19 protein-coding genes and 1 pseudogene are annotated in these 25,816 nt (G+C 66.0%); 6 read left to right on the top strand and 14 right to left on the bottom strand.

Annotated elements, in window-relative coordinates:
• Positions 1–2 precede the first annotated feature (2 nt).
• The 3 genes from ASD87_RS00230 to panD all read right to left on the bottom strand — a co-directional run bounded on the left by ASD87_RS00230 (position 3) and on the right by panD (position 2,872).
• Positions 3–1,259, bottom strand: coding sequence for a D-amino acid dehydrogenase (locus ASD87_RS00230; RefSeq protein WP_056315646.1), 1,257 nt, complete (start codon positions 1,257–1,259; stop codon positions 3–5).
• A gap of 127 nt (positions 1,260–1,386) precedes the next feature.
• Positions 1,387–2,433: a CDP-6-deoxy-delta-3,4-glucoseen reductase gene (locus ASD87_RS00225; RefSeq protein WP_056315645.1), complete on the bottom strand. Its 1,047-nt coding sequence runs from the start codon at positions 2,431–2,433 to the stop codon at positions 1,387–1,389.
• A gap of 70 nt (positions 2,434–2,503) precedes the next feature.
• A complete protein-coding gene (gene panD / locus ASD87_RS00220; RefSeq protein WP_050446262.1) occupies positions 2,504–2,872 on the bottom strand; it encodes an aspartate 1-decarboxylase in 369 nt (122 codons plus the stop codon).
• A 207-nt stretch (positions 2,873–3,079) separates the two neighbouring features.
• Between panD and sugE the strand changes: the two genes are divergently transcribed.
• Positions 3,080–3,397, top strand: a complete 318-nt coding sequence (gene sugE, locus ASD87_RS00215) for a quaternary ammonium compound efflux SMR transporter SugE (RefSeq protein WP_056315644.1) — start codon at positions 3,080–3,082, stop codon at positions 3,395–3,397.
• A gap of 59 nt (positions 3,398–3,456) precedes the next feature.
• On the opposite strand, the gene ASD87_RS00210 is transcribed toward sugE, so the two are convergent.
• The 6 genes from ASD87_RS00210 to ASD87_RS00185 all read right to left on the bottom strand — a co-directional run bounded on the left by ASD87_RS00210 (position 3,457) and on the right by ASD87_RS00185 (position 8,324).
• On the bottom strand, positions 3,457–4,329 hold the full coding sequence (locus ASD87_RS00210; RefSeq protein ID WP_056315642.1) for an MOSC domain-containing protein: 873 nt from the start codon (positions 4,327–4,329) through the stop codon (positions 3,457–3,459).
• 122 nt (positions 4,330–4,451) lie between these two features.
• Positions 4,452–5,378, bottom strand: a complete 927-nt coding sequence (thpD, locus tag ASD87_RS00205; protein ID WP_056315639.1) for an ectoine hydroxylase — start codon at positions 5,376–5,378, stop codon at positions 4,452–4,454.
• A 14-nt stretch (positions 5,379–5,392) separates the two neighbouring features.
• Positions 5,393–5,791, bottom strand: coding sequence for an ectoine synthase (locus ASD87_RS00200; RefSeq protein ID WP_008165124.1), 399 nt, complete (start codon positions 5,789–5,791; stop codon positions 5,393–5,395).
• The gene (ectB, locus tag ASD87_RS00195; RefSeq protein ID WP_056315635.1) at positions 5,788–7,095 is read right to left on the bottom strand and encodes a diaminobutyrate--2-oxoglutarate transaminase; all 1,308 of its coding nucleotides are present in this window, start codon (positions 7,093–7,095) and stop codon (positions 5,788–5,790) included. The genes ASD87_RS00200 and ectB overlap by 4 nt, the downstream gene beginning before the upstream one ends.
• Positions 7,096–7,218: 123 nt before the next feature.
• On the bottom strand, positions 7,219–7,779 hold the full coding sequence (gene ectA, locus ASD87_RS00190; protein WP_056315633.1) for a diaminobutyrate acetyltransferase: 561 nt from the start codon (positions 7,777–7,779) through the stop codon (positions 7,219–7,221).
• Positions 7,776–8,324 carry a MarR family winged helix-turn-helix transcriptional regulator gene (locus ASD87_RS00185; protein ID WP_056315630.1) on the bottom strand — a complete coding sequence of 183 codons (549 nt, stop codon included), beginning with the start codon at positions 8,322–8,324 and terminating at the stop codon, positions 7,776–7,778. The genes ectA and ASD87_RS00185 overlap by 4 nt, the downstream gene beginning before the upstream one ends.
• Before the next feature lie 274 nt (positions 8,325–8,598).
• On the opposite strand from ASD87_RS00185, the gene ASD87_RS00180 reads away from it, so the two are divergent.
• Positions 8,599–9,561, top strand: a complete 963-nt coding sequence (locus tag ASD87_RS00180) for a MurR/RpiR family transcriptional regulator (protein WP_056315627.1) — start codon at positions 8,599–8,601, stop codon at positions 9,559–9,561.
• Between the two features lie 17 nt (positions 9,562–9,578).
• Positions 9,579–10,919 carry an aspartate aminotransferase family protein gene (locus ASD87_RS00175; RefSeq protein WP_056315624.1) on the top strand — a complete coding sequence of 447 codons (1,341 nt, stop codon included), beginning with the start codon at positions 9,579–9,581 and terminating at the stop codon, positions 10,917–10,919.
• 49 nt (positions 10,920–10,968) lie between these two features.
• Here ASD87_RS00175 and ASD87_RS00170 read toward each other — a convergent pair.
• From ASD87_RS00170 to ASD87_RS00155, 4 genes and pseudogenes are all read right to left on the bottom strand, one after another.
• Positions 10,969–12,170 (bottom strand): annotated as a pseudogene (locus ASD87_RS00170) (DUF418 domain-containing protein).
• 79 nt (positions 12,171–12,249) lie between these two features.
• Positions 12,250–14,580 carry a DNA topoisomerase IV subunit A gene (gene parC / locus ASD87_RS00165; RefSeq protein ID WP_056315622.1) on the bottom strand — a complete coding sequence of 777 codons (2,331 nt, stop codon included), beginning with the start codon at positions 14,578–14,580 and terminating at the stop codon, positions 12,250–12,252.
• Positions 14,581–14,625: 45 nt separating this feature from the next.
• Positions 14,626–15,225 (bottom strand): YcxB family protein, encoded by a 600-nt coding sequence (locus ASD87_RS00160; RefSeq protein ID WP_056315620.1) that lies wholly within the window; start codon positions 15,223–15,225, stop codon positions 14,626–14,628.
• Positions 15,225–17,186: a DNA topoisomerase IV subunit B gene (locus ASD87_RS00155; RefSeq protein WP_056315617.1), complete on the bottom strand. Its 1,962-nt coding sequence runs from the start codon at positions 17,184–17,186 to the stop codon at positions 15,225–15,227. The genes ASD87_RS00160 and ASD87_RS00155 overlap by 1 nt, the downstream gene beginning before the upstream one ends.
• A gap of 324 nt (positions 17,187–17,510) precedes the next feature.
• Here ASD87_RS00155 and trxA point away from each other — a divergent pair, with 324 nt between their 5' ends.
• Both trxA and rho read left to right on the top strand, forming a co-directional pair.
• Positions 17,511–17,837 (top strand): thioredoxin TrxA, encoded by a 327-nt coding sequence (gene trxA, locus ASD87_RS00150; RefSeq protein WP_056315616.1) that lies wholly within the window; start codon positions 17,511–17,513, stop codon positions 17,835–17,837.
• A gap of 117 nt (positions 17,838–17,954) precedes the next feature.
• Positions 17,955–19,214, top strand: a complete 1,260-nt coding sequence (gene rho / locus ASD87_RS00145; RefSeq protein WP_043541410.1) for a transcription termination factor Rho — start codon at positions 17,955–17,957, stop codon at positions 19,212–19,214.
• 82 nt (positions 19,215–19,296) lie between these two features.
• Here the strand turns inward: rho and ASD87_RS00140 are convergent, their stop codons facing one another.
• Positions 19,297–22,932, bottom strand: a complete 3,636-nt coding sequence (locus tag ASD87_RS00140) for a YhdP family protein (RefSeq protein ID WP_082586158.1) — start codon at positions 22,930–22,932, stop codon at positions 19,297–19,299.
• Between the two features lie 103 nt (positions 22,933–23,035).
• On the opposite strand from ASD87_RS00140, the gene glnE reads away from it, so the two are divergent.
• Positions 23,036–25,813, top strand: a complete 2,778-nt coding sequence (gene glnE, locus ASD87_RS00135) for a bifunctional [glutamate--ammonia ligase]-adenylyl-L-tyrosine phosphorylase/[glutamate--ammonia-ligase] adenylyltransferase (protein ID WP_056315610.1) — start codon at positions 23,036–23,038, stop codon at positions 25,811–25,813.
• The last annotated feature ends 3 nt before the right edge of the window (positions 25,814–25,816 follow it).

The following is a 25,816-nucleotide window of genomic DNA, read 5'->3' as shown; positions in this document are numbered from 1 at the left end:
GTTCACAGACCAAGAAAAGGGAATTCCGGTTCTGGCCGCCGTCCACTGATCAGATCGGCCAATGCCCGGCCCGAGCCAACACCCATCGTCCAGCCAAGCGTACCGTGTCCTGTATTGATATACAAATTCGGAATGCGGCTGCGGCCAATGATGGGTACGTTCGAGGGGGTGGACGGGCGCAAGCCCGACCAATAGCTGACGCGCCCGAAATCGAGTGCGTCGGGAAAGAGTTCTTTGGCGAGGCGGGTCAAGGCCTCGCAACGGCCGGTATTCAGACTGCGGGAATAGCCGGACAGTTCCGCCGTGCCCGCCATGCGCAGCCGATCGCCCAAGCGCGAGAAGACGATCTTGTGGCTGCTGTCGGTCAGGCTGACGGTGGGGGTCGCACCCGGATTCAGCACCGGGAAGGTGGCCGAATAGCCCTTTGCCGGATACACGTTGCACGGGATTCCGAGGGGACGCAGCATCGCGGGGCTGAAGCTACCCATGGCGACGACATAGGCGTCGGCCGAGAGCGTGGCATACCGGCCATCGGGCTGGATGATTTCGATGCCCGTGACCGCGCCGCCCTGAGTCAGGAGCCGGGTCGCGCGCGTGTTGTATTGGAATTCGACGCCCGCGCGCGCGCAGTGTTCAGCCAGCGCGACGGTAAAGAGGTGTACGTCCCCGCTTTCGTCCTCGGGGGTGTAATCGCCGCCCACGATGGTGGCGCGATGCGGCGCCAGCGCGGGCTCGATGGCGATGACTTCGTCGGCGGTCACGACACGGCGTTCCACGCCGAAGTCGCGCATCAGGCCGGCGGCGCGCTGCGAGTTTTCGAATTCGTGGGGATCGCGGTAGAAATTCAGGATGCCGCGCTCGAGGTGGTCGTACTGGATGCCGAGTTCGGTGCGCATCCCGCGCAGCGTGGCGCGGCTGTATTCGGCCATGCGAACCATCGCCCGGATGTTGGGAGCGAGCCGGCTGGGAAGGCATTCGCGCAGGAAAGCCAGCCCCCACATCCATTGCCGCCAGTCGAGTTGCGGGCGGAACAGCAGCGGCGCGTCGTCGCGGAACATCCACCTGAGCAGCTTCATCGGCGCCTGGGGATTGGCCCAGGGTTCGGCGTAAGACACGGAAATCTGCGCGCCATTGGCAAGGCTGGTTTCCTGTGCGGGACCGGTGCAGCGGTCAATGACCACGACGTCATGACCCGCCTGGCTGAGCCACCAGGCGCTGGAGATGCCGATAATGCCGCTACCCAATACCGCTACTTTCATGCCTGCGTCGCTCCTTGCATGCCGGTTGCGTGCGCGGACCCGATGTCCGCGTACCCCCGGCAGGCCGCTGCCAAAGCAGTTTACCTTGCCGTTTTGCAGCCGCCTAAGTAATAAAAAAACATATTACTTACGACCCGGCCTTCGCCAGATCGGCCTCGGACGTGAACGCGTCCGCGTAGAACTCTTCGGGTGGCAGGCCGTTCTGCGCGCTGAACTCACGGCGCGCGGCATCGACCATCAGCGGGGTGCCGCAGGCATAGACCTGATGCCCGGACAGGTCCGCGATGTCTTGCATCACGGCTTCGTGGACAAAGCCGGTGCGGCCGGTCCAGTTGTCTTCCTGCAGCGAGTTGGACACCACCGGGACGTAACGCAAGTTCGGCAGCTGGGCCGACCAGGACTGCGCCAGCGCGTCCATGTAAAGGTCTTGCGGACGGCGGCCGCCCCAATACAGCGCGACGGGCCGGGTGATGTTCTTGTGGATCATGTGTTCGACGATCGCCTTGACCGGCGCAAAGCCCGTGCCGCTGGCCAGCAGCACGATGGGCTTGTCGCTGTCTTCGCGCAGGAAGAACGAGCCGAAGGGCCCTTCCAGGCGCAGGATCTCGCGTTCCTTCATCTGCGTGTCGCCGGCGCCGAAGACGTGATCGGTGAAAAGCCCGCCCGGCATGTGCCGGATGTGCAGTTCCAGCGGGCTGCCGGTGTGCGGCGCGCCGGCCATCGAATAGCTGCGGCGGCGGCCGTCCTTCAGAATGATTTCGACGTACTGCCCGGCGTAGTAGCGGAACTGCTCGGAGGCCGGCAGTTGCAGCTTCAGGACCGTAACGTCGGGCGCCACGCGCTCCATGGTCTGGACACGCGACGGCAGCTTGCGGATCTGGATGTCGCTGGCCAGCCGGACTTCGGTGGACTCGACCACGAGGTCGGACTCGGGGCGGGCCTGGCAGAACAGCGTGTAGCCGTCGGCCAGTTCCTCGGGCGACAGGATCTGCGCGGGGTACTGGCCGGCGTCGAACTCCCCGGAAACCACTTTGCCCTTGCAGGTGGAGCACGCGCCGTTGCGACAGCTGTAAGGCAGGACGATGCCCGCCGCCAATGCGGCGTCGAGCACGGTCTGGCCGGGCTCGACCGGGAATTGATGCTTGCTGGGTTGAATGATGACCTGGAAGCTCATGATGAAACGGTTCAGAGGCGACGAAGCGCTATCCGGGTATTGCCGGAAAGGCGCCCCGCCCGGCCCGGCGTCATGCCGGGAACTTGCGGATTTCCTTGACGCGGTTGGCGTCGTCAACCAGCACCACCTGGGGCTTGTGCGTGGCCGAATCTTCTTCGGACATGGGGCCGTACGTGCAGATGATCAGCAGGTCGCCCACCTGCGCCCGGCGCGCCGCCGCGCCGTTCAGCGAGATGGCGCCGCTGCCGCGCGCAGCCTTGATGATGTAGGTGTCGAAGCGTTCGCCATTCGTCACGTTGTAGAGTTCGATGCGTTCGAACTCGCGCATGCCGGCAGCGTCGAGGAGGTCTTCGTCGATGCCGCAAGACCCTTCGTAGTGAAGGTCGGCTTCGGTGACCGTGACGCGGTGCAGCTTTGCCCGCAGCATGATGCGTTGCATAAAAAATTCCTGGTTCCGCGGCCCGGACCGCGAAGTGTTGCATGGTTGATGCCCGGCATCCGGATTTGCCGTCGAAAGCCGGTATTCTATAATTTTTGCCGCAACGGGACGGCCCGTTGCTGCGCACAGTCAAACGGTTGGCGCGTTTTCCGGGGACGACCCCATTTATGCCGGCGGCTTGCCGGCAGCGTAACTTGGGAGTCGTGAATGACCTGGATCATCCTGGTATTGGCCGGCCTGTTCGAAATCGTCTGGGCCGTCGGCCTGAAATACACGCACGGATTCACCCGGCTGTGGCCATCCGTTGGCACCGTGGCCGGCATGCTGGCCAGTTTCTGGCTGCTGGCCTTGGCCATGAAAACCCTGCCGCTGGGCACCGCCTACGCCGTGTGGGTAGGGATCGGCACGATCGGCGCCTTCGTGGCAGGCATCGTGCTGTTCGGGGAATCGGCGAACTGGCTGCGCATTGCCAGCGTTGCGTTGATCGTGCTGGGTCTGGTTGGCCTGAAGCTGTCCACGCCATAAGGCTCAGGCCGCTCAAGGCATAAGGCTCAGGCCTAGCCCAGGCCCATCGGGGCGGCGCGTCAGAAATCCAGTTCGATCTCGACCGCGTCGCCCACCTTCAGCCGCGCGCCCGCCGGCGCATCCAGAATGGCGTTCTGGCCGAACACCACCCCGATGTCCAGATTGCGGTAACCCGCCAACGTGCGGCCCGGCTCCTCGTATTGCTTGGCCGTGCGCTGGTCGATGTCGGGAATCGAGCAACGCGTGCACGGCTTGACGAACGCCATGCGCACGCCCGCCGCCGTGATCATGGCGGTGTGGTCTTCCTCGAAGGCCTCCCATTCGCCTTCGACCACGATGTTGGGACGGAAGCGGTCTATCGGCACCGGATCTGCCCCCTTGGCCTTCAGGCGGCCATTCAGGTCGTCCAGCGACGCCTGGTTGGCGATCAGCAGCGGAAACCCGTCGGCAAATCCGAAGCAGTGCTCGCCGACGAAAGCGTCGGCCAGGTCGGGGTGTGCATCAACCCAGCGTGACACCCAATCGGGCTTGGCGTCGCGGCGCGCCGCGGCGTCCACCTTGAGCAGGGCGCACGGGGTCTGCACAAACTGGGACAGCCACTGGGCGGCGGCCTCGCTTTCGCGCCGGGCCGTGGTGGTGTCGCTCCAGACGCCAACCGAGAGCGCCTCGCCGTGCAGACCCGACCCGTCCAGCGGAACGTCCAGGTCCGCCATGCCGGGCGCCGACAGCCGCAGCGCGTGCGCGGTGAGCGCCGTGCGGATGAGCGCCATGGCTGGCCATTGCCGCTGCGTCATGAACTGGCCTGCCGCGTCCACCACCATCCAGCGCCGGTCATTGGCCAGCCCCGCCCGGTCGATGGGCGATTCGGTCAGGTCGATGCCCGCGCAGGATTTGACGGGATAGATATGCAGGCTGAGGATGCGGGCGGACATGGCGGCGATGGCTCAACGGGTGACGGATGCCGCAGAGAATACAAGAAATGCGGCACGCCGGGCCGCCCGAAAGAGACAAAAAAAGCCCGGGACAAGCCCGGGCCAGATCAGGTGGCGGTTGCTCAGCCGCCCACCAGCTTCAAGGTGTCAAGCGGGGTCACCGCCTTGAACCCCTTGCGCGTCGCGATGTGCTCGGGACGCGGGGTCAGCCCGTACTTGGGCGGATTCAGGGTGTTCTCCATGCTGTTGTAGACCATGAAGACGTTGGACCGCGGCCACGGCGAAATGTTGCTGTTCGAGCCGTGCATGGTGTTGCAGTCGAAGAACACCACCGAGCCGGCCTTGGCCGTCATCGTGCGGATGCCGCCCTGCTCCACCAGCAGCTGCAAACTGACGGGATCCGGGACCCCGTACTCCTGCTTCTTCAAGGACTGCTTGTAGTGCTCGTTCGGCGTCTCGCCGACGCACGAAATGAACTGGCGATGCGAGCCGGGCACCAGCATCAGCGGGCCGTTGCATTCGTTGTTGTCGGTCAGCAGCACCGAGCAGCTGAGCGCGCGCATCGACGGCATGCCGTCCTCGACGTGCCAGGTCTCGAAATCGGAGTGCCAATAGAACTCCTTGCCCTTGAAGCCCGGCTTCATGTTGGCGCGCGACTGGTGAATGTAGACCTCGGAACCGAGAATCTGGCGCGCCACGTTGACCAGGCGCGGATCCCGCACCAGGCGGGCCAGCATGGGATTGAGCACGTGCACCATGAAGATGGAACGCACGGCGTTGCTGCCCGGCTCGGTGATGGCCTCTTCGCGGCGCACAATGGACGGGTCGCGCGTCATGCGCTCGACCTCGGCCGACAGCGCACGCACTTCGGCCTCCGAGAACAGGTCTTCCAGCAGCAGGAAACCGTCGCGGTCGTACTGGCCCACCTGCTCGGTGGTCAGCGCGCTGGCGTACTTGCCGTCTTCATAGACGACGGGGTCCTGGCGGGAAATGATGGCGGAACTGCGATCCGTACGAGAGGCGTACGGATCCTGCGCGGGTGAGATCATGCGTACCTCCTTGTTCAGGCCGCGACCGCATCGGGTAGCGCGTAGACACCTTCCTTGTCGTGCACTTCCTGGCCGGTCAGCGGCGGGTTGAAGACGCAGATGACGCGCAGCGGCTCCTTGCCGCCGCACAGCCAGTGCTCGTCGTGTTCGTTCAGGGCGTAGACCACGCCGGGGCCCAGGTCGTACTTCTTGCCGTCGGCAATGGTCTCGATCGAACCGTCGCCCTCGATGCACCACACGGCCTCGAGGTGGTTCTTGTAGTGGATGTGCGTGCGGCCGCCCGGAAAAATGGTGGTCTCATGGAACGAGAATCCCATGCCATCCTTCTTCAGCAGCACGCGGCGGCTGACCCAGGTGTCGGTACGGACTTCGTCGGCGGTGCCGATCACATCTTTGACATTACGTACGATCATTGACGTTTTCCTCCAAATTTCAGGATGCGGGCGGACTGCCCCTCATCGGCCAGCGCTTCTGCCACGCTGGCCTCGATCAGATCCAGGCCCTTGGCCAGCAGCTCTTCCTCGATCGTCAGCGCGGGCAGCAGCTTGAGCACTTCATCGTGCGCGCCCGACGTTTCGATCACGACGCCCTTCTTGAAGGCGCACTGGGCGATGCGGTTGGACAGCGCCGGATTGCCGTTGGAAACCAGGCCCTGGATCAGGCCGCGGCCGCGAGCCGACAGGCCGGCGTTGGGGTAGCTGTGCACCAGGTTTTCCAGCCAGTCGCCCACCAGGCGTTCCTTGCGCTGGATATCAGCGGTGAACGCGGCGTTGGTCCAGTAGGTTTCCAGCGCCTGGGTCGCGGTGACGAACGCGAGGTTGTTGCCGCGGAAGGTGCCGCTGTGGGCGCCGGGCTTCCAGATGTCCAGCTCGGGCTTCATCAGCACCAGCGACATCGGCAGGCCGAAACCGGATAGCGACTTGGACAGCGTGATGATGTCAGGACGGATGCCGGCGGTCTCGAAGCTGAAGAACGTGCCGGTACGGCCGCAGCCGACCTGGATGTCGTCCACGATCAGCAGCATGTCGTGGCGCTTGCACAGCTTTTCCAGTTCCTTGAGCCAGCGCAGCGTGGCCACGTTGACGCCGCCCTCGCCCTGCACCGTTTCCACGATGACGGCGGCCGGCTTGTCCATGCCGCTGCTCGGGTCTTCCAGCATGCGTTCCATGTAGGCCATGGTGTCCACGTCCGGACCGAAGTATCCGTCGTAGGGCATGAACGTCGTGTTGCCCAGCGCGTAGCCGGCGGCGTCACGGAACTTCATGTTGGCGGTCGCGGCAAGCGAACCGCCGCTCACGCCGTGAAAGCCGTGCGTGAACGAGATCACGTTGGGACGGCCCTTGACCTGGCGCGCGATCTTCAGCGCGGCTTCGACGGCGTTGGTGCCGGTCGGGCCGGTGAATTGCAGCGTGTATTGCCAGTTGCGCGGCTTGAGCAGCACGCGATCCACCGTCTCCAGGAAACGCTTCTTCGCGCTGGTGGCCATGTCCAGGCCGTGGACGACACCGTCCGCCTGCACATACTCCAGCAGCCTTTCCTTGAGAACAGGATTGTTGTGGCCGTAGTTCAGCGTGCCTGCGCCGCTGAAGAAGTCGATGTATTCGGCGCCATCCTCATCGATGAGCGTCGAGCCCCGGGCCTGATTGAATATCACGGGAAACGACCGGATGTAGCCCCGCACCTCAGACTCCATACGGTCAAAGATCTTCAAGTCCATGATTAATCCTCCCTTTTCATCTCATAAATTGACGGACGGCCTGATCCCCCCGGGTGCGGCAAGCGCACCCGGACAGCAGAATCGTCCCGGTAAACCGATAAGACCGTCAGGCCTGTACCACCCCTACGGGGATGGCAAGGCGAACGGGCCTATCCTCAAGAGCATCTCGTCGTCGTGATCCGCGCCGCCGAACAATTGCCGGTCGAAGAACGGCTGTTCGGAAACGTGGGCGCCCACCTCGGCGGCCAAGCCGGCAAAGGTGCGGCGCGAAGCCTGGTTGTCAGGCCCCACCGTGGTTTCAAGATAGCGGACATGCGCCAGGTTCTTGCGCTGCAAGAGTTCCCGGAGCATGGCGCGGCCAAGGCGTTGGCCGCGTGCGCGGGCGTGCACCGCAACCTGCCAGACGAACAGAACGTCGGGGCGGGACGGGTCCACATAGGCGGAAATAAAACCGTTGATACGTCCTCCGGCGCTTTCAGCCAGGACGCAGGTGTCGCGAAAGTGCTCGCACAGGAGCAGGTACGCGTAAAGGGAATTCAGGTCGAGTGGCGGGCACTCGGAAATGAGGCGGTGGATCGCGGCGCCGTCTTTGCGGTCGGGCAGACGCATGGTATGGGTCTGCGCGCTGACCGCCGGCGCCACGGCACTTGAGAGTGTGGGGGTGTCCAGTTCGTTTTTCTTCATGCGACGATTCCCGATTCTGGTGGTGCCCCGCCCGTGGGCACTTCTAGGATGGGCGACGACACGTCTCCATGCGTGTCGACTGCGGCCTGACCGTCCTGTTCCATGAGCGTCACGATGCGCTCCAGGGACAGGGTGATGGTGGCCTGTTCCAATTCCGGCAAGGCATTGAGCGCGTCAGCCAGATGCTTTTGCAGCGGCGACGGCGCGCCTTGCGCCAATTCACGTCCCGCCTCCGTGGCGGTGACAAATACGATGCGGCGGTCTTCACGGCCCCGCTCGCGGCGGATCAGCGCCTTGTCTTCCAGCCGATCCAGGATGCCGACCACCGTGCTGGGGCTGACATGCATCTCGCGGCTGATCGCCGTGGCCGTCATGGGGCCATTGGCGATCACGGTGCGCAGGCACATCAGCTGCGGGGCAGTGATGTGGCTGACCGCGGACAACTGTCGCGAATGCAGCGCGATCGAACGCGTGATGCGGCGCAGGGCTCGCAAAATGCGCAGGTCGTACTGCTGAGATGTTTCGGATTTCGCGGCGTCAGTCATGGTTGCGAGTGGTTCGGACAAAATCATTTCTACACGAATGATATGCGCCCGATTTATTCGAGTCAAACAAAAACCCCGGCACGATGTAAATAAATGAACGCTGATTTGGCGAGGATGACGGCACTATGACTGGACTTGCCGTGCGGCGGATCCAGCGTGGATGCGGCTCAGCGCGCGGTCGCCCCTAGGTCTTACCCGGATAAAAAACATATGTTTTGTTCATGATGTTTTATTTATCATATGTTTTTACGTGAACGAACAACGCTGCTCTCTCATGCCCCTGCCCTCCTCCCTGCTCGCTGCCCTCCAGGAAAAGCTGGAACACCTGCCGCCCGAATTGCAGCGGGCGGCGCAATGGGTGGTGGCCAATCCCGCGCAGGTGGGGCTGTGGTCGATGCGCCGACAAGCACAGGCGTTGGGCGTGGCGCCCGCCACGATGTTGCGATTGGCCCGTGCGGTGGGCTACGCCAGTTACGAGGATTTCCGCCGGCCGTTTCAGGACGCGCTGGCGGGACGCGACGAGCCGGGAATGCGCGACCGAGCCGCCGCCCTGCAGGCCGCGTCAAGCGACAACCCGGAACCGGGCCCGGGCACGTTGACTGACGTCCAAGTCCAGGCCCTGTCCTCGGTCTGCGCGCTGAATTCGACGCAAGCGTTCGACGCGGCCGTGCAGACCCTGCTGGACGCGCGTCAGGTCGGTTTCCTGGGAACGCGCTCGGCCTTCGGCATCGCGTTCCAGATGCGATATGCCTATCAGCTCGTGCGACGCAACAGCGTCCTCATTGACGGGCTGGGCGGCGCGCCCGCCGAGCAGGCGGACAACCTCTGCGCGGGCGATGCGCTGATCGTCATCTCGCAGGCGCCCTATCCCACGGCCACCGTCCAGCTCGCGCGCCAGGCGGTCCAGCGCGGTGTGGCGCTGGTGGCGCTGACCGACGATCCGCTCTCGCCGCTTGCGCTGGATGCCCGCCACACCCTGCGGTTTGCCCCGCCCGACCGCGACGGCGTGCGCGCGCAGCCCGCGCGCCAGGGGCCGGGCTCGTTCTTTCATACGACGGCTGGGCTCTTGGGGCTGGCCGAACACCTGATCGCCCGCCTGACGGCCCGCGGCGGCCAGGCCGTGCTGGACAGGCTGGCCGAGGTGGAACAGCGCCTGCAAGCCGACAACGTTTACTGGAATGGCGCGCCCGCGCGCCGCCCGGGCCGGGCCTTCGGGCCGGCAACCTCCTCAACCTGACTCAGGAACTTCGCAGCATGAGCCAAACCCGCGTCCTGCATCGCTCCCTACGCCATACGCCTGCCGTCGCCGTGCGCGGCCAGGGTGTCTGGATCCATGACAGCGCTGGCCGCGCGTATCTAGACGGCTCCGGCGGCGCGGCAGTGTCGTGCCTGGGGCACAACCACCCCGACGTCCAGGCCGCGCTGCACGCGCAGGTGGACGCGCTGGCCTATGCCCACACCAGCTTCTTTACGACCGAGGTCGCGGAAAAGCTGGCGGCCCGGCTCGTGGCCGACGCCCCGGCAGGCACATCGCATGCCTACTTCGTGTCCGGCGGATCAGAAGCGGTGGAAGCGGCGCTGAAGATGGCGCGCCAGTATTTCGTCGAAATCGGCCAGCCGCAGCGCCGCCACATCATCGCGCGGCGGCAGAGCTATCACGGCAATACGCTGGGCGCGCTGGCGGTTGGGGGCAATGCCTGGCGGCGCGCGCAGTTCGCGCCGCTGCTCATCGAGGTCGAACACGTGTCGCCCTGCTATGCCTATCGCGACCAGCACGGCGGCGAAACCGCCGACCAGTACGGCGAACGGCTGGCTGAGGAACTGGATGCGGCCATCCAGCGCCTCGGCCCCGACTCGGTGATGGCATTCGTGGCGGAACCCGTGGTGGGCGCCACGTCCGGCGCAGTGACGGCCGTGCCCGGCTATTTCCGCCGGATCCGCGAGGTCTGCGACCGTCACGGCGTGCTGTTCATCGCCGACGAGGTCATGTGCGGCATGGGCCGGACCGGCACCCTGTACGCCGTCGAACAAGAAGGCGTGACGCCGGATCTCATCACCATTGCCAAGGGCCTGGGCGGCGGCTACCAGCCCATCGGCGCGGTCATGGCGCAGCAGCACATCGTGCAGGCCATGCAGCAAGGCAGCGGCTTTTTCCAGCACGGCCACACTTATCTTGGCCATGCGCTGGCCTGCGCGGCCTCGCTGGCGGTGCAGGACGTGATCCGGCGCGACGGGCTGCTGGAGCGGGTACGGGTGATGGGCGCAGGCCTTGCGCAGCGGCTGCAGGAGGCGCTGGGCGACCATCCCCACGTCGGGGACATCCGTGGCCGGGGCCTTTTCATGGGCGTGGAACTGGTTCGGGACCGCGCCACCAAACAGACCTTCGATCCCGATCTGGCGCTGCATGCGCGGATCAAGCGCGAGGCCATGGCGCGGGGCCTGATGGTCTATCCCATGGGCGGCACGATCGACGGCCGCCAGGGCGATCATGTGCTGCTTGCGCCGCCCTTCATCATTTCCGAGGACGAACTGGACCAACTGACCGAACGGCTGACCGGCGCCATCGACGCCGCCATCGCGCAATCGGGCGATTAGACGCCGGCCGTTGAAGCGGGATCGAAAGACCCGCTTTGCGCAGGTTCGGTCAGCCTGGCGCCGCTCGGCGCCAGGGGGGCCAGGCACCGATCGTGAGCGCGCGCAGGAACCATTCGACGGGTCCGTAGGCGTGCCGCCGCAACCACCATGCGGACAGCGGCAGCTGGGCGGCAAAGATGGCCACCGCGACCAGGAATGCGGCCAGGGGCGGCACGGCAGCGTATAGGCGCAAGCCCCATGCCGTGAAGAGGAATGCGCAGACGACCGACTGCATCAGGTAATTGCTCAGCGCCATCCGTCCCGCCGGCGCCAGCCACGCCCCCAGGCGTTCGCCCGGCCCCGTGCGCAGTGCCAGCAGGAACGCCGCACCGTACGACAGGCTCAAGAGCGGCGCTGTGAAAAGGCCCACGGCCAATCCCGGCAGTTCCCACACCACGCGCGCCTGCGGCAATGCGCTGGTCGCGTAGGCCGCGGCGCCGGCCAGGCCCGGCAAAAGGCCCAGCGCGCAGAGCAGCCCGAGCGCGCGGCGCGAGCGCCACGGGTCCGCCAGCGCATTGCGCCGCCCCAGCGCATATCCGGCCAGGAACATGGCAAAGACGAAAGGCCCCTGCACGAGCAGCACGGTGAACCAGATGGTTTCCGTGAGCTCCTTGATGTGCTGCGCGATCGTGGTGCCGATGGTGCCGCGATACGCCTCGATGGAGGCCAGCGCCTCGGCCTTGTACAGCGCGGCGTATCCAGCAGGCGCCGGATCCAGGAATGTCAGTGCGCCCAGCATCGCCCACACCGCCGACGCCAGCGCGATCAGCCACAGCGCCACGCGCAGCGCACGGCCCGGATCCATGCGCCGGCACAGCAGCAGCGCGAAGCCCAGCAAGGCATAGGTCACCAGGATGTCGCCCTGGTAGAACAGGATGGCGTGCGCAAAGCCCAGGACAGCCAGCCCCCCAGCCTGCGCAGGAAGCGCGGCGCGAAGGCGGCATCGGCCTGTTCGGCGGCCGTCATCTGCAGGGTAAAGCTGTAGCCGAACAGGAAGGAAAACAGCAGGTAGAACTTGGTCTCGAACAACCAGGCGATCAGCCAGCGGACCGTCACGTCGACCGGGCGCGAATAGACCGGATCGGCCACGCCCCCGCCATAGAACGGAAAGGCGAACACGCCGATGTTGACCACCAGGATGCCGAAGAGCGCAAAGCCGCGCAGGGCATCGACGTGGGCAAGCCGCGGCCGGACGGCGTGGCCGCCGGTCATGCCCGCCCCCGGATCGCATACCGGCGGCGCAAGACGCGTGCGCCGCCGCGCCTTTGCTGCGTCAGGCGGCGGGCAGGCCTCAACCCAGCACCGGAGACAGCAACGGCTGCTTGGGCCGCACGTCCAGTGCGCGCCCCTTGCGGGCCCGCTTGCCGACGTAGACCGCCAGGTCCGCACCCGCCAGGATGTCCTCGGTCATCTTGTTGCGGTAGATGCCGGTGGCGCGCAGCCCCAACGTGCCGATCGGCACGGTCTGATCTAGCTTGTCCGCGCCGTCCAGCCCCATCAGGATGGTGCCGCGTCCGCCGCCCGCCAGCGACTTCACTTCGTCCAGGCCGAAGACCAGGAACTTGCCCTTTTGCGACAGCAGCGCCAGTTGCTGGGCGCCGGCGAACAACGGCACCGGACGCAGCAGTTCGTCGCCCGTCTCAAGGGTGATGAACTGCTTGCCGGCCCGCTGGCGGCTGACCATGTCGGAGAGCTTGGCCGCGAACCCGTAGCCGCCGCGCGTTGCCAGCAGCCAGCGGCTGTCGGCCGAGGCCGCGATCGTGTGGACGATGCGCGTGCCCGATTCCAGGTCGATCATCGTGGTGACCGGCTGGCCGTCGCCACGCGCCGACGGCAGGCCGGACACCGGCACGGAATAGACCCGGCCGTTGTCGCCAACCGCGATCAGCGTGTCGGTGGTGCGGCACTCGAAGGCGCCGTACAGATCGTCGCCCTGCTTGAAGCCGAATTGCGCGGCATCATGGCCATGGCCCTGACGGGCCCGCAGCCAGCCCTTTTGCGAAACGATCACCGTGACAGGCTCGTCCAGCACCTTGGTTTCAAGCACGGCGCGCTCGGCCGTCTCGATCAGCGTGCGGCGCTCGTCGCCATATTGCTTGGCGTCGGCTTCGATTTCCTTGACCAGCAGGCGCTTGAGCGTTGTGGGGTTGTCCAAAAGTTCTTGCAGCGAGACCTGTTCCTTGCGCTTGTCGGCCAGTTCCTGCTCGATCTTGAAGCCTTCCAGGCGGGCCAGCTGGCGCAAACGCATTTCGAGGATGTCCTCGGCTTGCCGTTCGGACAGCTTGAAGCGTTGCATCAACGCGGCGCGGGGCTCGTCGGATTCGCGGATCGTCTGGATGACCTCGTCCACGTTCAGGTAGACGACCATGCGCCCTTCCAGCACGTGGATGCGGTCAATGACCTTGTCCAGGCGGAAGCGCGTGCGGCGCACCACGGTGTTGGTGCGGAACGCCAGCCATTCGACCAGGATGTCGCGCAGGCCCTTCTGGCGCGGACGGCCGTCGGTGCCGATGCACACCAGGTTGATGCTGGCGCTGCCTTCCATGCTGGTCTGCGCCAGCAGCGTGTTGACGAATTCGTCGCGGTCGACCCGCGAGGTCTTGGGCTCGAAGACCAGACGAACGGCGGCGTCCTTGCCGGATTCGTCGCGCACCGCATCCAGCAGGTTCAGCATGACCGCCTTGGCCTGCGTCTGCTCCGGCGTCAGGCTCTTCTTGCCCGTCTTGACCTTGGGATTGGTGATTTCCTCGATTTCTTCCAGCACCTTCTGGCCCGAGGTACCCGGCGGCAGCTCGTTGACGACCAGTTGCCACTGTCCACGCGCCAGTTCCTCGAACTGCCAGCGCGCGCGCACCTTCAGGGACCCGCGGCCCACACTGTAGATCTGCGCGATGTCGGCCGCCGGGGTGATGATCTGGCCGCCGCCCGCGAAGTCCGGGCCGGGGATCATGGCGTACAGCTCTTCGTCGGGCAACTGCGGCTGCTTGATGAGCGCCACGCAGGCCTGCGCGACTTCGCGCAGGTTGTGCGGGGGGATCTCGGTGGCCATGCCCACGGCGATGCCCGAGGCGCCGTTCAGCAGCATCACGGGCAGGCGCGCCGGCAGCATCTGCGGCTCTTGATGGCTGCCGTCGTAGTTGGGCACGAAATCCACCGTGCCTTCGTCCAGTTCGTCGAGCAGCAGCTTGGCGATCGGCGTGAGGCGCGCTTCCGTGTAACGCATGGCGGCGGCGTTGTCGCCGTCGCGCGAACCAAAGTTGCCCTGGCCGTCGATCAGCGGATAGCGCAGCGAAAAGTCCTGCGCCATGCGGACCATGGCGTCGTACGCCGCCTGGTCGCCGTGCGGATGGTACTTACCAAGCACGTCGCCCACGACGCGCGCCGATTTGACGGGCTTGGCGCCGGAGCCCAGCCCCATCGCCTGCATGGCGAAAAGGATGCGGCGCTGCACGGGCTTCTGCCCGTCGCCCACGTCGGGCAGCGCGCGGCCGCGCACCACGGACACCGCGTAGTCCAGATAGGCCTGCTCCGCGTAGCGCGCCAGCGTGATGGCGGCGTTGCCATCGCCGTCGCCGCCGGGCGGATTGGAGTCGAACAGGCCGGGTTGATTGGTGTCGGTCATGTTGTATTCAGGTAGACAATTTCATCGAAACGGCGTCAATGCGCCTCAGGCGGACGGGGCCAAAAACTGCGTGTCGGCGACATGCGCGCGCATCTGGGTGCGCACGGCCTGCAGCGTGGAGGCGTCCTGCCCGCGCTTGGGGATGATCACGCCTTGCAACGTGCCCAGGATGACGTAGAGGTGTTCGGGGGTTTCCTCGACCCGCCGCACATCGGACCACGCCATGTGCCCGGAGGCGGTGGCAGTGGTGTCCGTGACGCCGTCCGGCCCGAAGTCCAGCTCGTGCCGCCCCAGGTAAAGGGTGTCGGGCTGCTTGGCCAGCATGCGGCGCGTGTTCATCTTCACGAGGCCGGGAAGCACGTATTCGTACGCCAGGGCCAGCAACGCGAGGATGCCCAGGCCCACCGCCAAGCCCTGGAAATACACCGGCAGCAGCGCGCCCCAGTTGGGCCCCTTGCCGTCCCAGGTCTGCCAGATCAGGTAGGCGAGCAAGGCCACGATCATCAGGACGCCGAAGCGCAGATGGGACCGGTAACGGCGGCGGCGCAGTTCCGGCCGTTTGTACACATAGGCGGCGAAATCCGCGTAGTCGTCGGCGGTCAGGTCGACGACCATGCGGGCTTGCCCGGGCACGGTGGCGGTCATCAGATGTCGAGCTCCGCCAGGTTGCCCTTTTCCTCGATCCACGCGCGGCGTTGCGAGGACTCGCCCTTGCCCATCAGCATGTCGAACATGCGGGTGGTGTCATCGGGCGTCTGGTCGCCATAGCCCACCGGCAGCAGGCGGCGCGTGTCCGGATTCATGGTGGTTTCCCACAACTGCTCGGGGTTCATTTCGCCCAGGCCCTTGAACCGGCTGACGGCCCACGCGCCTTCGCGCACGCCTTCCTTGCGCAGCTTGTCCTGCGCGGCCTCCAGCTCTCCTTCGTCAAGACAATAGATCTTGCGGGCGGGACGCTTGCCCTGCGCCGGCACGTCCAGACGGAACAGCGGCGGCTTGGCGACGTAGACGTTGCCGGCCTCGACGAGCTTGGGGAAGTGCCGGTAGAACAGCGTCAGCAACAGCACCTGAATGTGCGAGCCGTCGACGTCCGCGTCCGACAGGATGCAGATGCGGCCGTAGCGCAGGCCGGACAGGTCGGGCGTATCGTTGGGACCGTGCGGATCCACGCCGATGGCGACGGAAATGTCGTGGATCTCGTTGTTGGCAAAGAGGCGGTCGCGGTCGACTTCCCAGGAGTTGAGCACCTTGCCGCGCAGCGGCAGGATGGCCTGGAATTCCTTGTCGCGGCCCATCTTGGCCGAGCCGCCGGCCGAATCGCCCTCGACCAGGAATACCTCGGTGCGCGTGGCGTCGCTGGACTCGCAGTCGGTCAGCTTGCCGGGCAGGACCGCCACGCCGGAGCTCTTGCGCTTTTCGACCTTTTGGGCCGAACGCTGGCGCGCCTGCGCCTGCCTGATGGCCAGTTCGGCAAGCTTCTTGCCGTATTCCACATTGCTGTGCAGCCACAGATCGAGCGCGCTCTTGGAGAACCCGCCCACCAGGCGCACGGCGTCGCGGCTGTTCAGGCGTTCCTTGATCTGGCCCTGGAATTGCGGATCGAGCACCTTGGCCGACAGCACGAAGCTGGCGCGGGCAAAGACGTCTTCGGGCAGCAGCTTCACGCCCTTGGGCAGCAGGCTGTGCAGCTCGGCAAACCCCTTCACGGCGCCGAACAGGCCTTCTCGCAGGCCGGACTCGTGCGTGCCGCCGGCCGGCGTGGGAATGAGGTTGACGTAGGACTCGCGTACCGCGTTGCCGTCCTCGGTCCAGGCCACCACCCATTGGGCGCCCTCGCCCTCGGCGAAGTTTTCGTGGTCGGCGCCGGCGTATTGAGCGCCTTCGAAGAACGGCACCATCAGCTCGGCGCCCGCCAGGGCCTCGGCCAGGTAGCCACGCAGGCCGTCCTGGTACTGCCAGGTCTTGGTGTCCCCGGTTTTCTCGTTGACGAGCGTGACCTTCACGCCCGGCAGCAGCACGGCCTTGCTGCGCAAGAGGTGGGTGAGCTCGCCCAGCGGAATGTTGGGGCTGTCGAAATACTTGGCGTCCGGCCAGACGCGCACGCGGGTGCCGGACTTCTTGCGGCCGCCCTGGTCGTAAGGCGCCAGGGGCTCGGCGACATCGCCGCCCTTGAACACCAGGCGGCTCACGGCGTTGTCGCGCCAGACGACGACTTCCAGGCGGGTGGCCAGCGCGTTGGTGACGGACACGCCGACACCGTGCAAGCCGCCGGAGAAGGCGTACGCGCCCCCTCCGGCCTTGTCGAATTTGCCGCCCGCGTGCAGGCGCGTGAACACGAGTTCGACGACGGGCGCGTTTTCTTCGGGATGCAGGCCGACGGGAATGCCGCGGCCGTCGTCTTCGACGGACACGCTGCCATCGGCGTGCAGCGTGACCTGGATCTGTTTGCCGTAGCCGGCCAAAGCCTCGTCTGCGGCGTTATCTATGACCTCCTGCACGACGTGCAGGGGGTTTTCGGTGCGGGTGTACATGCCCGGGCGCTGCCGCACGGGTTCCAGCCCCTTCAGGACGCGGATGGACGCCTCGTTGTAACGTGGAGTGGCCAAGTTATCCCCAACATCTGTGGAAAAAAACCGACATTTTACGGACAAGCCTAGATTCTGCGCGGCTCCGGGTGGGATGCGCACGACCTGACCAGGTCCGATTTCGGTAGGATGATGACAGTCACAACCGCCGTTCCGGACTTTGACCGACCGAATCGCGACAGCTGCGCCGCAACATCCTACACAAAATCCTGCAAACCCTGTTGTTATTAACAGTGGTATGCCTGTTGTTATTGACAGTGGTATGCTTAAGTCCATTCCACAAACAAGAACAACGGCAAGGCGCGTCTTAACGCGCCTTTTGCTGCCGAACCGAGAATCACCATCATGAGCGACCAAATCAAGAACGTCAGTGACGCCAGCTTCGATGCCGATGTGTTGAAATCCGGCCAGCCGGTGCTGGTGGACTACTGGGCTGCCTGGTGTGGCCCCTGCAAGATGATCGCCCCTATCCTGGAAGAAGTCGCCGCCGAATACGCAGGCCGCTTGACGATCGCCAAGCTGAACGTGGATGAAAACCAGGGCACGGCCACCAAGTACGGCATCCGCGGCATTCCCACCCTTATGCTCTTTAAAGACGGCCAGGCTGCCGCCACCAAGGTTGGCGCGCTGTCGAAGTCGCAACTCACCGCATTCCTGGACGGCGCGTTGTAAATCGCGTGCTGTAACCGAGGGCGCCGCCGCATAGGCGGCGCTCATTCAGTACCGCGCGAGCCCGTCCGTGGCGCGCCGCCAGAGCCCTCCTTTACTTTTCCCCCAACACCCACCGCGATGCACCTCAACGAACTGAAGGCGCTGCACGTCTCGCAGCTGCTCGAAATGGCCGCTGGCCTGGAAATCGAAAACGCCAACCGCCTGCGCAAGCAGGAACTGATGTTCGCCATCATGAAGCGGCGCGCCAAGCAAGGCGAGCAGATCTTCGGCGACGGCGTTCTTGAAGTCCTGCCCGACGGCTTCGGTTTCCTGCGCTCGCCGGAAACCTCGTATCTGGCCAGCACCGACGACATCTATATTTCTCCGTCGCAGATCCGCCGCTTCAATCTGCACACCGGCGACTCCATCGAAGGCGAAGTGCGCACCCCCAAGGATGGCGAGCGCTACTTTGCCCTGGTGAAGGTGGACAAGGTCAACGGCGTGGCGCCCGAGGCGATCAAGCATCGCATCATGTTCGAGAACCTGACGCCGCTGCACCCGAATCGCGTCATCCGCCTGGAACGCGACATCAAGAGCGAGGAAAACCTCACTGGCCGGATCCTCGACGTCTTCGCCCCCATCGGCATGGGCCAGCGCGGCCTGATCGTCGCCAGCCCCAAGTCCGGCAAGACGGTGATGATGCAGCACATTGCGCACGCCATCACCACCAACTACCCCGACGCGGTCATGATCGTCCTGCTGGTCGACGAACGCCCGGAAGAAGTGACCGAAATGCAGCGCACGGTGCGCGGTGAAGTCGTGGCCTCGACCTTCGACGAGCCCGCCACCCGTCACGTGCAAGTGGCCGAAATGGTCATCGAGAAGGCCAAGCGCCTGGTCGAAATGAAGAAGGACGTCGTGATCCTGCTGGACTCGATCACCCGTCTGGCCCGCGCCTACAATACCGTCGTGCCGGCCTCCGGCAAGGTGCTGACCGGCGGCGTGGACGCCAACGCCCTGCAGCGCCCGAAGCGCTTCTTCGGCGCGGCGCGCAACCTGGAAGAAGGCGGCTCGCTCACCATCCTGGGCACCGCGCTGATCGAAACCGGCAGCCGCATGGATGAAGTCATCTATGAAGAATTCAAGGGCACCGGCAACTCCGAAGTCCACCTCGAGCGCCGCCTGGCCGAAAAGCGCGTCTACCCGTCCATCAACCTGAACAAGTCGGGCACCCGCCGCGAAGAGCTGCTGATCGCCCCCGACCTGCTCCAGAAGGTGTGGGTGCTGCGCAAGTTCATTCACGACATGGACGAAGTGCAGTCCATGGAATTCATCCTGGACAAGATGCGCGCCACCAAGACCAACGCCGAATTCTTCGACATGATGAAGAAGAAGTAAGCGCACCGTCCGCGCCCACGAAAAAGCCGCCTTCGAGGCGGCTTTTTCGTGGGCGGCTGTCCTGTCCTGCGTCGGCGGCTGCTCAGTGCTCGATGAACTCCGGCATCCGGCGCGGCGAGGAATTGGCCGGCCGGGGCGTCTGCTTGTCCGGTTCCTTGCCCGAGGCGTCGATGGGTTCGATGCGCGGGTCGTCCCAGCTTCCCGTGACGGCGTATTCCATCGTCATCGCGCGCGCCAGCGGCTGCTTGAGGAGCCACTGCGTGACGAACGCGCCCAGACCGATCAGCGGGTTGACCGCCAGCGCGGTGACCATTGCTGCGCCGCTGGCGTCCAGATTGGGAATCACCACCGCCTTCATGTCCCAGCGCTCCTTGACGAGGTTCACGCCGCCCGCCAGGACGATTGCGGCCACCGGACCGTTGATCTTGTAGCCTTCGGTATTCAGCGTGCCGTCTGCCACCTTGACGTTGCCGCGGATGGTGTCGAACGGAAACCCGTCCCGCAGCAGGTTCGTGGGATTGACGTCCAGCCGCGCCAGCCGCTGCAGCGACTGCAGCGACAGCAGTTCCAACAGGCGCGCCGTGCGTGAGTTCACGTGCATGAAGCGGCCGTTGTCCAGGCTGACGACCACATCGCCCACCACGTCGGCGATATCGTGCGTCCACGGCAGGTTGCGCCAGGTCGCCTTGCCCTGGATCGTTCCCTTGCCGTTGGACACGACGTTCTCAAAGCCGATGCGGCTCATGAAGTCGCCGACGTTTTCCAGCTTGAGCACGGCATCGACGGTCAGCCCCCGGTTCGGCCCTTCAAGCCCCCAATTGCCCGTGGCGTTCAAGGCCGCCGAATCATTGGTGATGGACAGCTTGTCCAGCCGCCATTGCCGCCCCCGCTCCAGGTTGGTGCCCGTCACCTGCAGCGCCCCCAGGTTCTTGCCATACAACAAGAATTGATTGGCCTGCAGATCGATCGCGGGAATGTCGGACAGGTCGTTGCCGGAGGCCAGCGCCTTATCGGCCTGGTTGGAGTCGCCCTCGCCCGCAATGGACAGATGCTTCAGGCGGGCGGTGATCTGCCCGGCGATGGCGCCCTGCGCCTCGCGCCATTCCAGCGTGCCTGCCGCCTGCCGCGATTCCAACTCGACGCGCCAGCGCGCCGGCGCGGGGCGCGTGGCGTACAGCGTCAGGTCATTAAGGGTGTAGCCACTGGTGTGCAGCGCGCCGGCAGCCAGACTGATGCGCTCGGGCTGCGGCAGGATGGGCTTGGAAGGCGGCCGGCCCTTCGCGGGCGCCACGTTGAATCCCTCGGAGACGGCATCCCAGGCGTCCATGTCCAGTTCGGGCAGGCTGGCGTTAAGGCTCAGCCCGCGCTCCGGCAGGCTGGCCGGCCGCCCGATGCCCAGCGCGCCGCGCGAAAAGTAGGCGGCCGAGCCCTCGGCGGGGTCCCGTTCGAACAAGGCGTTGACGTTATCGCCCAGGCTGGCCGTCAGCCAGCGCCGGTCGCGGGCGCCGCGGTCCTGCGCCGGCGACCATTGCAGCTTTAGCAATTGCGCGGACTTGGCCGGCTTGCCGGCGGGCGCCGGCATGTCGATCGCCATGCCAACCAGGTCGGACTCGGCCGATATGTCGATGGCGCCGCCCTTCAGGTAGAGCAGCCGGCCCTTGTAAGCCGCGCGGCCGGTGAAACGCGACATCGATGCGGCGCGGCTCAACTGCGCCAGCCCGGGCCCCGACAGGGTGCCGTCAAAACGCAGCGCGTCCGTGCCCTGCGCCAGCGTGCCGTAGATGTTGGCGGGTCCGCCCAGGAATTGCGCCCGGATGCCCTTGGTCTGCACGCCCTTTTCTGAAAACTCCAGGTCGCCGTGGATCTGGCTGAGCGGCGGGATCTCGGGCATGAAAGTGAAGGAATTGTCCGAGAAACGGATACGCCCCTGGACCTGGGTGTCATCGGCATTGAGCAGCGGCACCTTCAGGTCGAGCGGCATGCGCCAGTCGCCGGTGCCCTGGGCCTCGTCCAAGGCCCCGTCCAGCAGTTCGCCCAACGGAGAATTCGCGGCCAGCGCCAGATAGGCCGCCACCGGCCCCGAGGTGTCGCCGGTGACCCGCAGTTCCGAGTCATGCTCCATGTTGGGAATGGCCGCCTTCACGGCGCCCAACGTGACGGTGTGCCCCTTGCCGGTGTGCGCCACCGCGCCGCCCGCGCTGTCCAGCGCCAGGCTCACCTTGTCGATGCGGAAACTGCCCGACAGGTTTTCCAGCATCGGCCAGCCCTTGCGATTCTCGCCCGCCGGCGCGTAGTCGACCTTCGCGCCGGAATACGCGCCGGCGATGACGAATTCGCCGGTGGCGCCCGGCGCACCGAACGGGAAGTCGTCCAGATCCCCCTTGAGCGTGATGGCCGCCGAATGCATCTGGCCGGCAGGCAAACCGGTCGCCAGCCATTCACGGGCGTCGGCGTTCACCTCGAGCGGCAGATAACGGTGGATGGCGGGCATCGACCCGCGCACCATCGTGCCGCGCACGTCGGCGCTGCCCGCCGCGGTCTTGCCCTCTTTGCGCCACTGGCCTTGCAGACGCACATCCATGTCTTCATTGGCCAGACGCATCTGGGCCACGTCCACGAACCAATTGTCCGCATCAGGCCCCTTGACCTGGGCGTCGAGCTCCAGGTCGTCGGCCCGCAGCGTCGGCGTCTCGAAGACGCCCGGCAGGGTCACACGCAACTGGTGCACCGCGCCCTTGACCGTCACGTCGGCCGCGCCGGGGCTGCGCGCCATCGGCAGGCCATCGATCGTCACGAAATCGCCCGGCAGCGCGGCAATGCGCAACTGGCCCGAACCGCCCTGAAAGGCGGGCCCGTCCGGCGACGCGCGCCAGGACACGCCGCGCGCGGCGACGTCGCTCGTCAATTTGGTGAACTTGCCGTGGTCGAGCTGCCACCACGCGCGCGCGGCGATGCGGCCGGCGATCCGGGGCACGTCGATCCAGGGCGCCCAGGCCAGCGGCTCCACGTCATCGACCTGGGCAAAGATCTGGCCGCTCCAGTTGGCGGGCTTTTTGGCGTCGGCGGCAAACAGGCTGCGGTTGAATTCGCCGCGCAGCTCCAGTTTGTGGGCCAGCGCCGGCCCCGCGGATGCCTGCAGCACGAACCGATGCGAGAGACTGCCGTTGCGCACCAGGAAGTCGACGCCTTCCAACGTAAGCTCGGGCGCCTGGCGCAATTCGTCCTGCCAGCGCAGCGTGGCATCGCTGACCAGCAGCTCGCGCTGCGCCGCCAGCCAGCGCAGGCCGGGATGGTTCAGGTCGGAGGCGTGGTCGCTGGTATTCAGGTCGATATTCTGGCCAGCGACCCACAGATGATTTGACGAGTCCCGCCGCAGCGTCAGTTCCGGCTTTTCGAGCCGCAGCCGCACCAGGGTGGGCGACAGGGACAGGATGCTGCGCCATGCCACGACCGCGGACACGGACGGCAGGCTCAATACCGGATCCGTCTCGTCGTCGTAGACCTGGACGGCGGCGAGATCGAGCCGGGGATTGAGCCCTTGCCAGTTGGCCTTGATCGCGCCGATCGTTACGCGGGCGCCCAACGCCTGGCTGGCGTAGGCTTCAATCTGAGGGCGCCACTGATCCACCCGCGGGAGGACCCAATAGCGCACGCCCAGAAACCCGATGGCGAGAACGCCATAGACGGTCAGCGCGGCCCAGGACAGGCTGCGGAGCACTTTTTTTGGAACAGACACGGATCAGTGGGCAGGAGGAGATGTCTTGCAGTATCGTCCCCACTTATACCTGAAACACGTCCATCCGTCTGCCGCCCTTTGCACCATGTCGAAACCATCACTTATTGCCCCTGCCCTCGCCTGGTCCGGCCATCTGCGCCGCCGTCTGGACGCTCACCCGGATCTGGCCGCGTGGCTGGACGAAGCGGTGAAACAACCCGTCACACCGGCGTTGATGGCGCAATGGCAGAACGAACTGGCCGGCACGGCCGTGACCGCCGCTTTGCCGGTGGATGTCTGCCGCATGGTGCTGCGCAAGCTGCGCGAACGCGTCTTCAGCGTGCTGATCGTGCGCGACCTGTCCGGCCAGGCCCCGCTTGAAGAAGTGGTGGGCGCCATGACCACGCTGGCGGACATGGCGGTGGCAGCCGCCTACCGCAGCGTGGCCGCCGAACTGGCGGCCGTGCACGGCGTGCCGCGCGACCCGGCCACGGGCAAGCCCCAGGAAATGCTGATCGTGGGCATGGGCAAGCTGGGCGGGTGCGAGCTGAACGTGTCGTCCGACATCGACCTCATCATGCTCTACGGCGAGGAAGGCGAAACCGACGGACCCCGCCGCATCAGCCATCACGAGTTCTACGGCCGCCTTACACGCCGCATGATGCCGGTGCTGTCCGAGGTGGACGCCAACGGCCAGGTATTCCGCACCGACCTGCGCCTGCGCCCGGACGGCGACGCCGGCCCGTTGGCCTGGAGCCTGGACGCGCTGGAGCACTATCTGATCGGCCAGGGGCGCGAATGGGAGCGCTATGCGTGGCTGAAGGCGCGCCTGATGCCGGCGCAAGCCTTCGAAGACAGCGACAGCGCCGCGCAGGCCCGCCAACTGGAAAGCCTGCGCGTGCCCTTCGTCTACCGCAAGTACTTTGACTTCGATGCGCTGGCCGCGCTGCGCGCGCTGCGCGAACGCATCCGCCAGGACTGGCAGCGCCGCGCGTCGGCGCGCAATGGCATCGACAGCGCCAACAACATCAAGCTGGGCGACGGCGGCATCCGCGAGATCGAGTTCGTGGTGCAACTGGCGCAGTTGATCCGCGGCGGCCGCATGCCGGCGCTGCAAAAGCGGGGCTTGCTGGAAGCGCTGCATGCCGAATGCGTGGCCGGCCTGGTGCCGCAAGACGACGCCCGCCGGCTTGAAGAGGCCTACCGGTTCCTGCGCCGCACCGAGCACGCGCTGCAATATCGCGAAGACGAGCAGACCCATCTGCTGCCCGGCGACCCCGCCCTGCGCGCCGCCCTGGCCGAGGCGCTGGGCATGACGCCCGACGCATTCGAGAGCACGCTGGCCGCGCACCGCGACTTCGTGTCGCAGACCTTCCGCAACGTGTTCCGCATGGTGGGCATGGGCGAGGAAGAAGCGGCGCCTGCCCCCACGCCGGGCGAGGCACCGTCCAGCCAGGAAGAACCCGACAGCGAAAGCGAGCTTACCGACCAGATCCGCCAGGCGTTTGGCGAGGACGCGGACGACCTGCTGCGCCGGGCCCAGACGCTGTCGGGCAGCCACCGCGTGCGCAGCCTGCCCGAAAGCAGCCGCCGCCGCATGGAGGTCCTGCTTCCGGCCGCGCTGCGCGCCGCGCTGCACACGCCCGCCCCGCGCGAGGCCGCGGTGCGGCTCTTCGACCTGATTGAAAAGATTGCGCAGCGCAGCGCGTACCTGGCGCTGCTGGCCGAATACCCGGACACGCTGGCGCGCGTGGCGCGCATGGTGGCCGCCAGCCCCTGGGCCGCGCAGTACCTGACGCAACACCCATTGCTGCTCGACAGCCTGATCGACTGGCGCACGCTCTTTGAACCGCTCGACTTCGGCCAGATCGCCCGGCAGCTGACGGCGGACCTGGACGCCTGCCGCCTGCCCGACGGCGACCCCGACGTCGAACGCCAGATGAACCTGATGCGCGACGTGCAGCGCCAGGCCAGCTTCCAACTGCTGGCGCAAGACCTGGAAGGCGAGCTCACCGTTGAAAAGCTGGCCGACCAGTTATCGGCGCTGGCGGACCTGCTACTGACCGAGACCATCCGCCGCGCCTGGCCGCTCGTGAACAAGATCGAAGGCGCCGAGCCGCGCTTTGCCGTCATTGCGTACGGCAAACTGGGCGGCAAGGAGTTGGGCTATGCCTCCGACCTGGACCTCGTGTTCCTGTTCGACGACCCGCGCGACGACGCCGCGGAGGTCTATGCCAAGCTGGGCCGGCGCATGTCGTCCTGGCTGTCGACCATGACCTCGTCGGGGCGGCTGTACGAGACCGACCTGCGTCTGCGGCCCGACGGCGACGCGGGGCTGCTGGCGGTATCGGTCGAAGCCTTCGAGGAATACCAGCACAAGCACGCCTGGGCCTGGGAACACCAGGCGCTGACCCGCGCGCGTTTCGCGGCTGGCGACGCCAACGTGGGTGCGCGTTTTGAAAAGATCCGCGAGGACATCCTGGTGCTGCCTCGCGACCCGGCGGCGCTGCGCGACGAAGTGCTGGCCATGCGCGAAAAAATTAATGCCGGCCATCCGAACACCTCGGACCGCTTCGACTTGAAGCACGACCGCGGCGGCATGGTCGACGTGGAGTTCGTAACGCAATACCTGGTGCTGTGCCACGCGGGCACGCACCCGGTGCTGGTGCGCAACCTGGGCAACATCACGCTGCTGCGCCTGGCCGCCGAAGTGGGGCTGATCCCGCCCGAGCTGGCCGCGCGGTCGGGCGACGCCTACCGCACCCTGCGGCGTGTGCAACATCAGTTGCGCTTGCAGGGCGTGGAAAAGGCCCGCGTGGCGCCCGATCAGCTCCAGCCGGAACGCGCCGCGGTGCGGGAACTGTGGACGACGGTGCTGGGGTGACGG

Source organism: Achromobacter sp. Root170 (assembly GCF_001428165.1).
Lineage (GTDB): Bacteria > Pseudomonadota > Gammaproteobacteria > Burkholderiales > Burkholderiaceae_B > Achromobacter > Achromobacter mucicolens.
This window is presented reverse-complemented; position numbering and strand designations above follow the sequence as displayed.

Bases quoted from the DNA above. Each gene is read 5' to 3' on its own strand.
- ASD87_RS00180 (WP_056315627.1), top strand. From the start codon at position 8,599: ATGCCCCTGCCCTCCTCCCTGCTCGCTGCCCTCCAGGAAAAGCTGGAA.
- ASD87_RS00160 (WP_056315620.1), bottom strand. From the start codon at position 15,225: ATGACCGCCACCGTGCCCGGGCAAGCCCGCATGGTCGTCGACCTGACC.
- ASD87_RS00200 (WP_008165124.1), bottom strand. From the start codon at position 5,791: ATGATCGTACGTAATGTCAAAGATGTGATCGGCACCGCCGACGAAGTC.
- panD (WP_050446262.1), bottom strand. From the start codon at position 2,872: ATGCAACGCATCATGCTGCGGGCAAAGCTGCACCGCGTCACGGTCACC.
- sugE (WP_056315644.1), top strand. From the start codon at position 3,080: ATGACCTGGATCATCCTGGTATTGGCCGGCCTGTTCGAAATCGTCTGG.
- rho (WP_043541410.1), top strand. From the start codon at position 17,955: ATGCACCTCAACGAACTGAAGGCGCTGCACGTCTCGCAGCTGCTCGAA.
- trxA (WP_056315616.1), top strand. From the start codon at position 17,511: ATGAGCGACCAAATCAAGAACGTCAGTGACGCCAGCTTCGATGCCGAT.
- ASD87_RS00185 (WP_056315630.1), bottom strand. From the start codon at position 8,324: ATGACTGACGCCGCGAAATCCGAAACATCTCAGCAGTACGACCTGCGC.
- thpD (WP_056315639.1), bottom strand. From the start codon at position 5,378: ATGATCTCACCCGCGCAGGATCCGTACGCCTCTCGTACGGATCGCAGT.
- parC (WP_056315622.1), bottom strand. From the start codon at position 14,580: ATGACCGACACCAATCAACCCGGCCTGTTCGACTCCAATCCGCCCGGC.
- ASD87_RS00175 (WP_056315624.1), top strand. From the start codon at position 9,579: ATGAGCCAAACCCGCGTCCTGCATCGCTCCCTACGCCATACGCCTGCC.
- glnE (WP_056315610.1), top strand. From the start codon at position 23,036: ATGTCGAAACCATCACTTATTGCCCCTGCCCTCGCCTGGTCCGGCCAT.
- ASD87_RS00210 (WP_056315642.1), bottom strand. From the start codon at position 4,329: ATGTCCGCCCGCATCCTCAGCCTGCATATCTATCCCGTCAAATCCTGC.
- ectA (WP_056315633.1), bottom strand. From the start codon at position 7,779: ATGAAGAAAAACGAACTGGACACCCCCACACTCTCAAGTGCCGTGGCG.
- ASD87_RS00230 (WP_056315646.1), bottom strand. From the start codon at position 1,259: ATGAAAGTAGCGGTATTGGGTAGCGGCATTATCGGCATCTCCAGCGCC.
- ASD87_RS00225 (WP_056315645.1), bottom strand. From the start codon at position 2,433: ATGAGCTTCCAGGTCATCATTCAACCCAGCAAGCATCAATTCCCGGTC.
- ectB (WP_056315635.1), bottom strand. From the start codon at position 7,095: ATGGACTTGAAGATCTTTGACCGTATGGAGTCTGAGGTGCGGGGCTAC.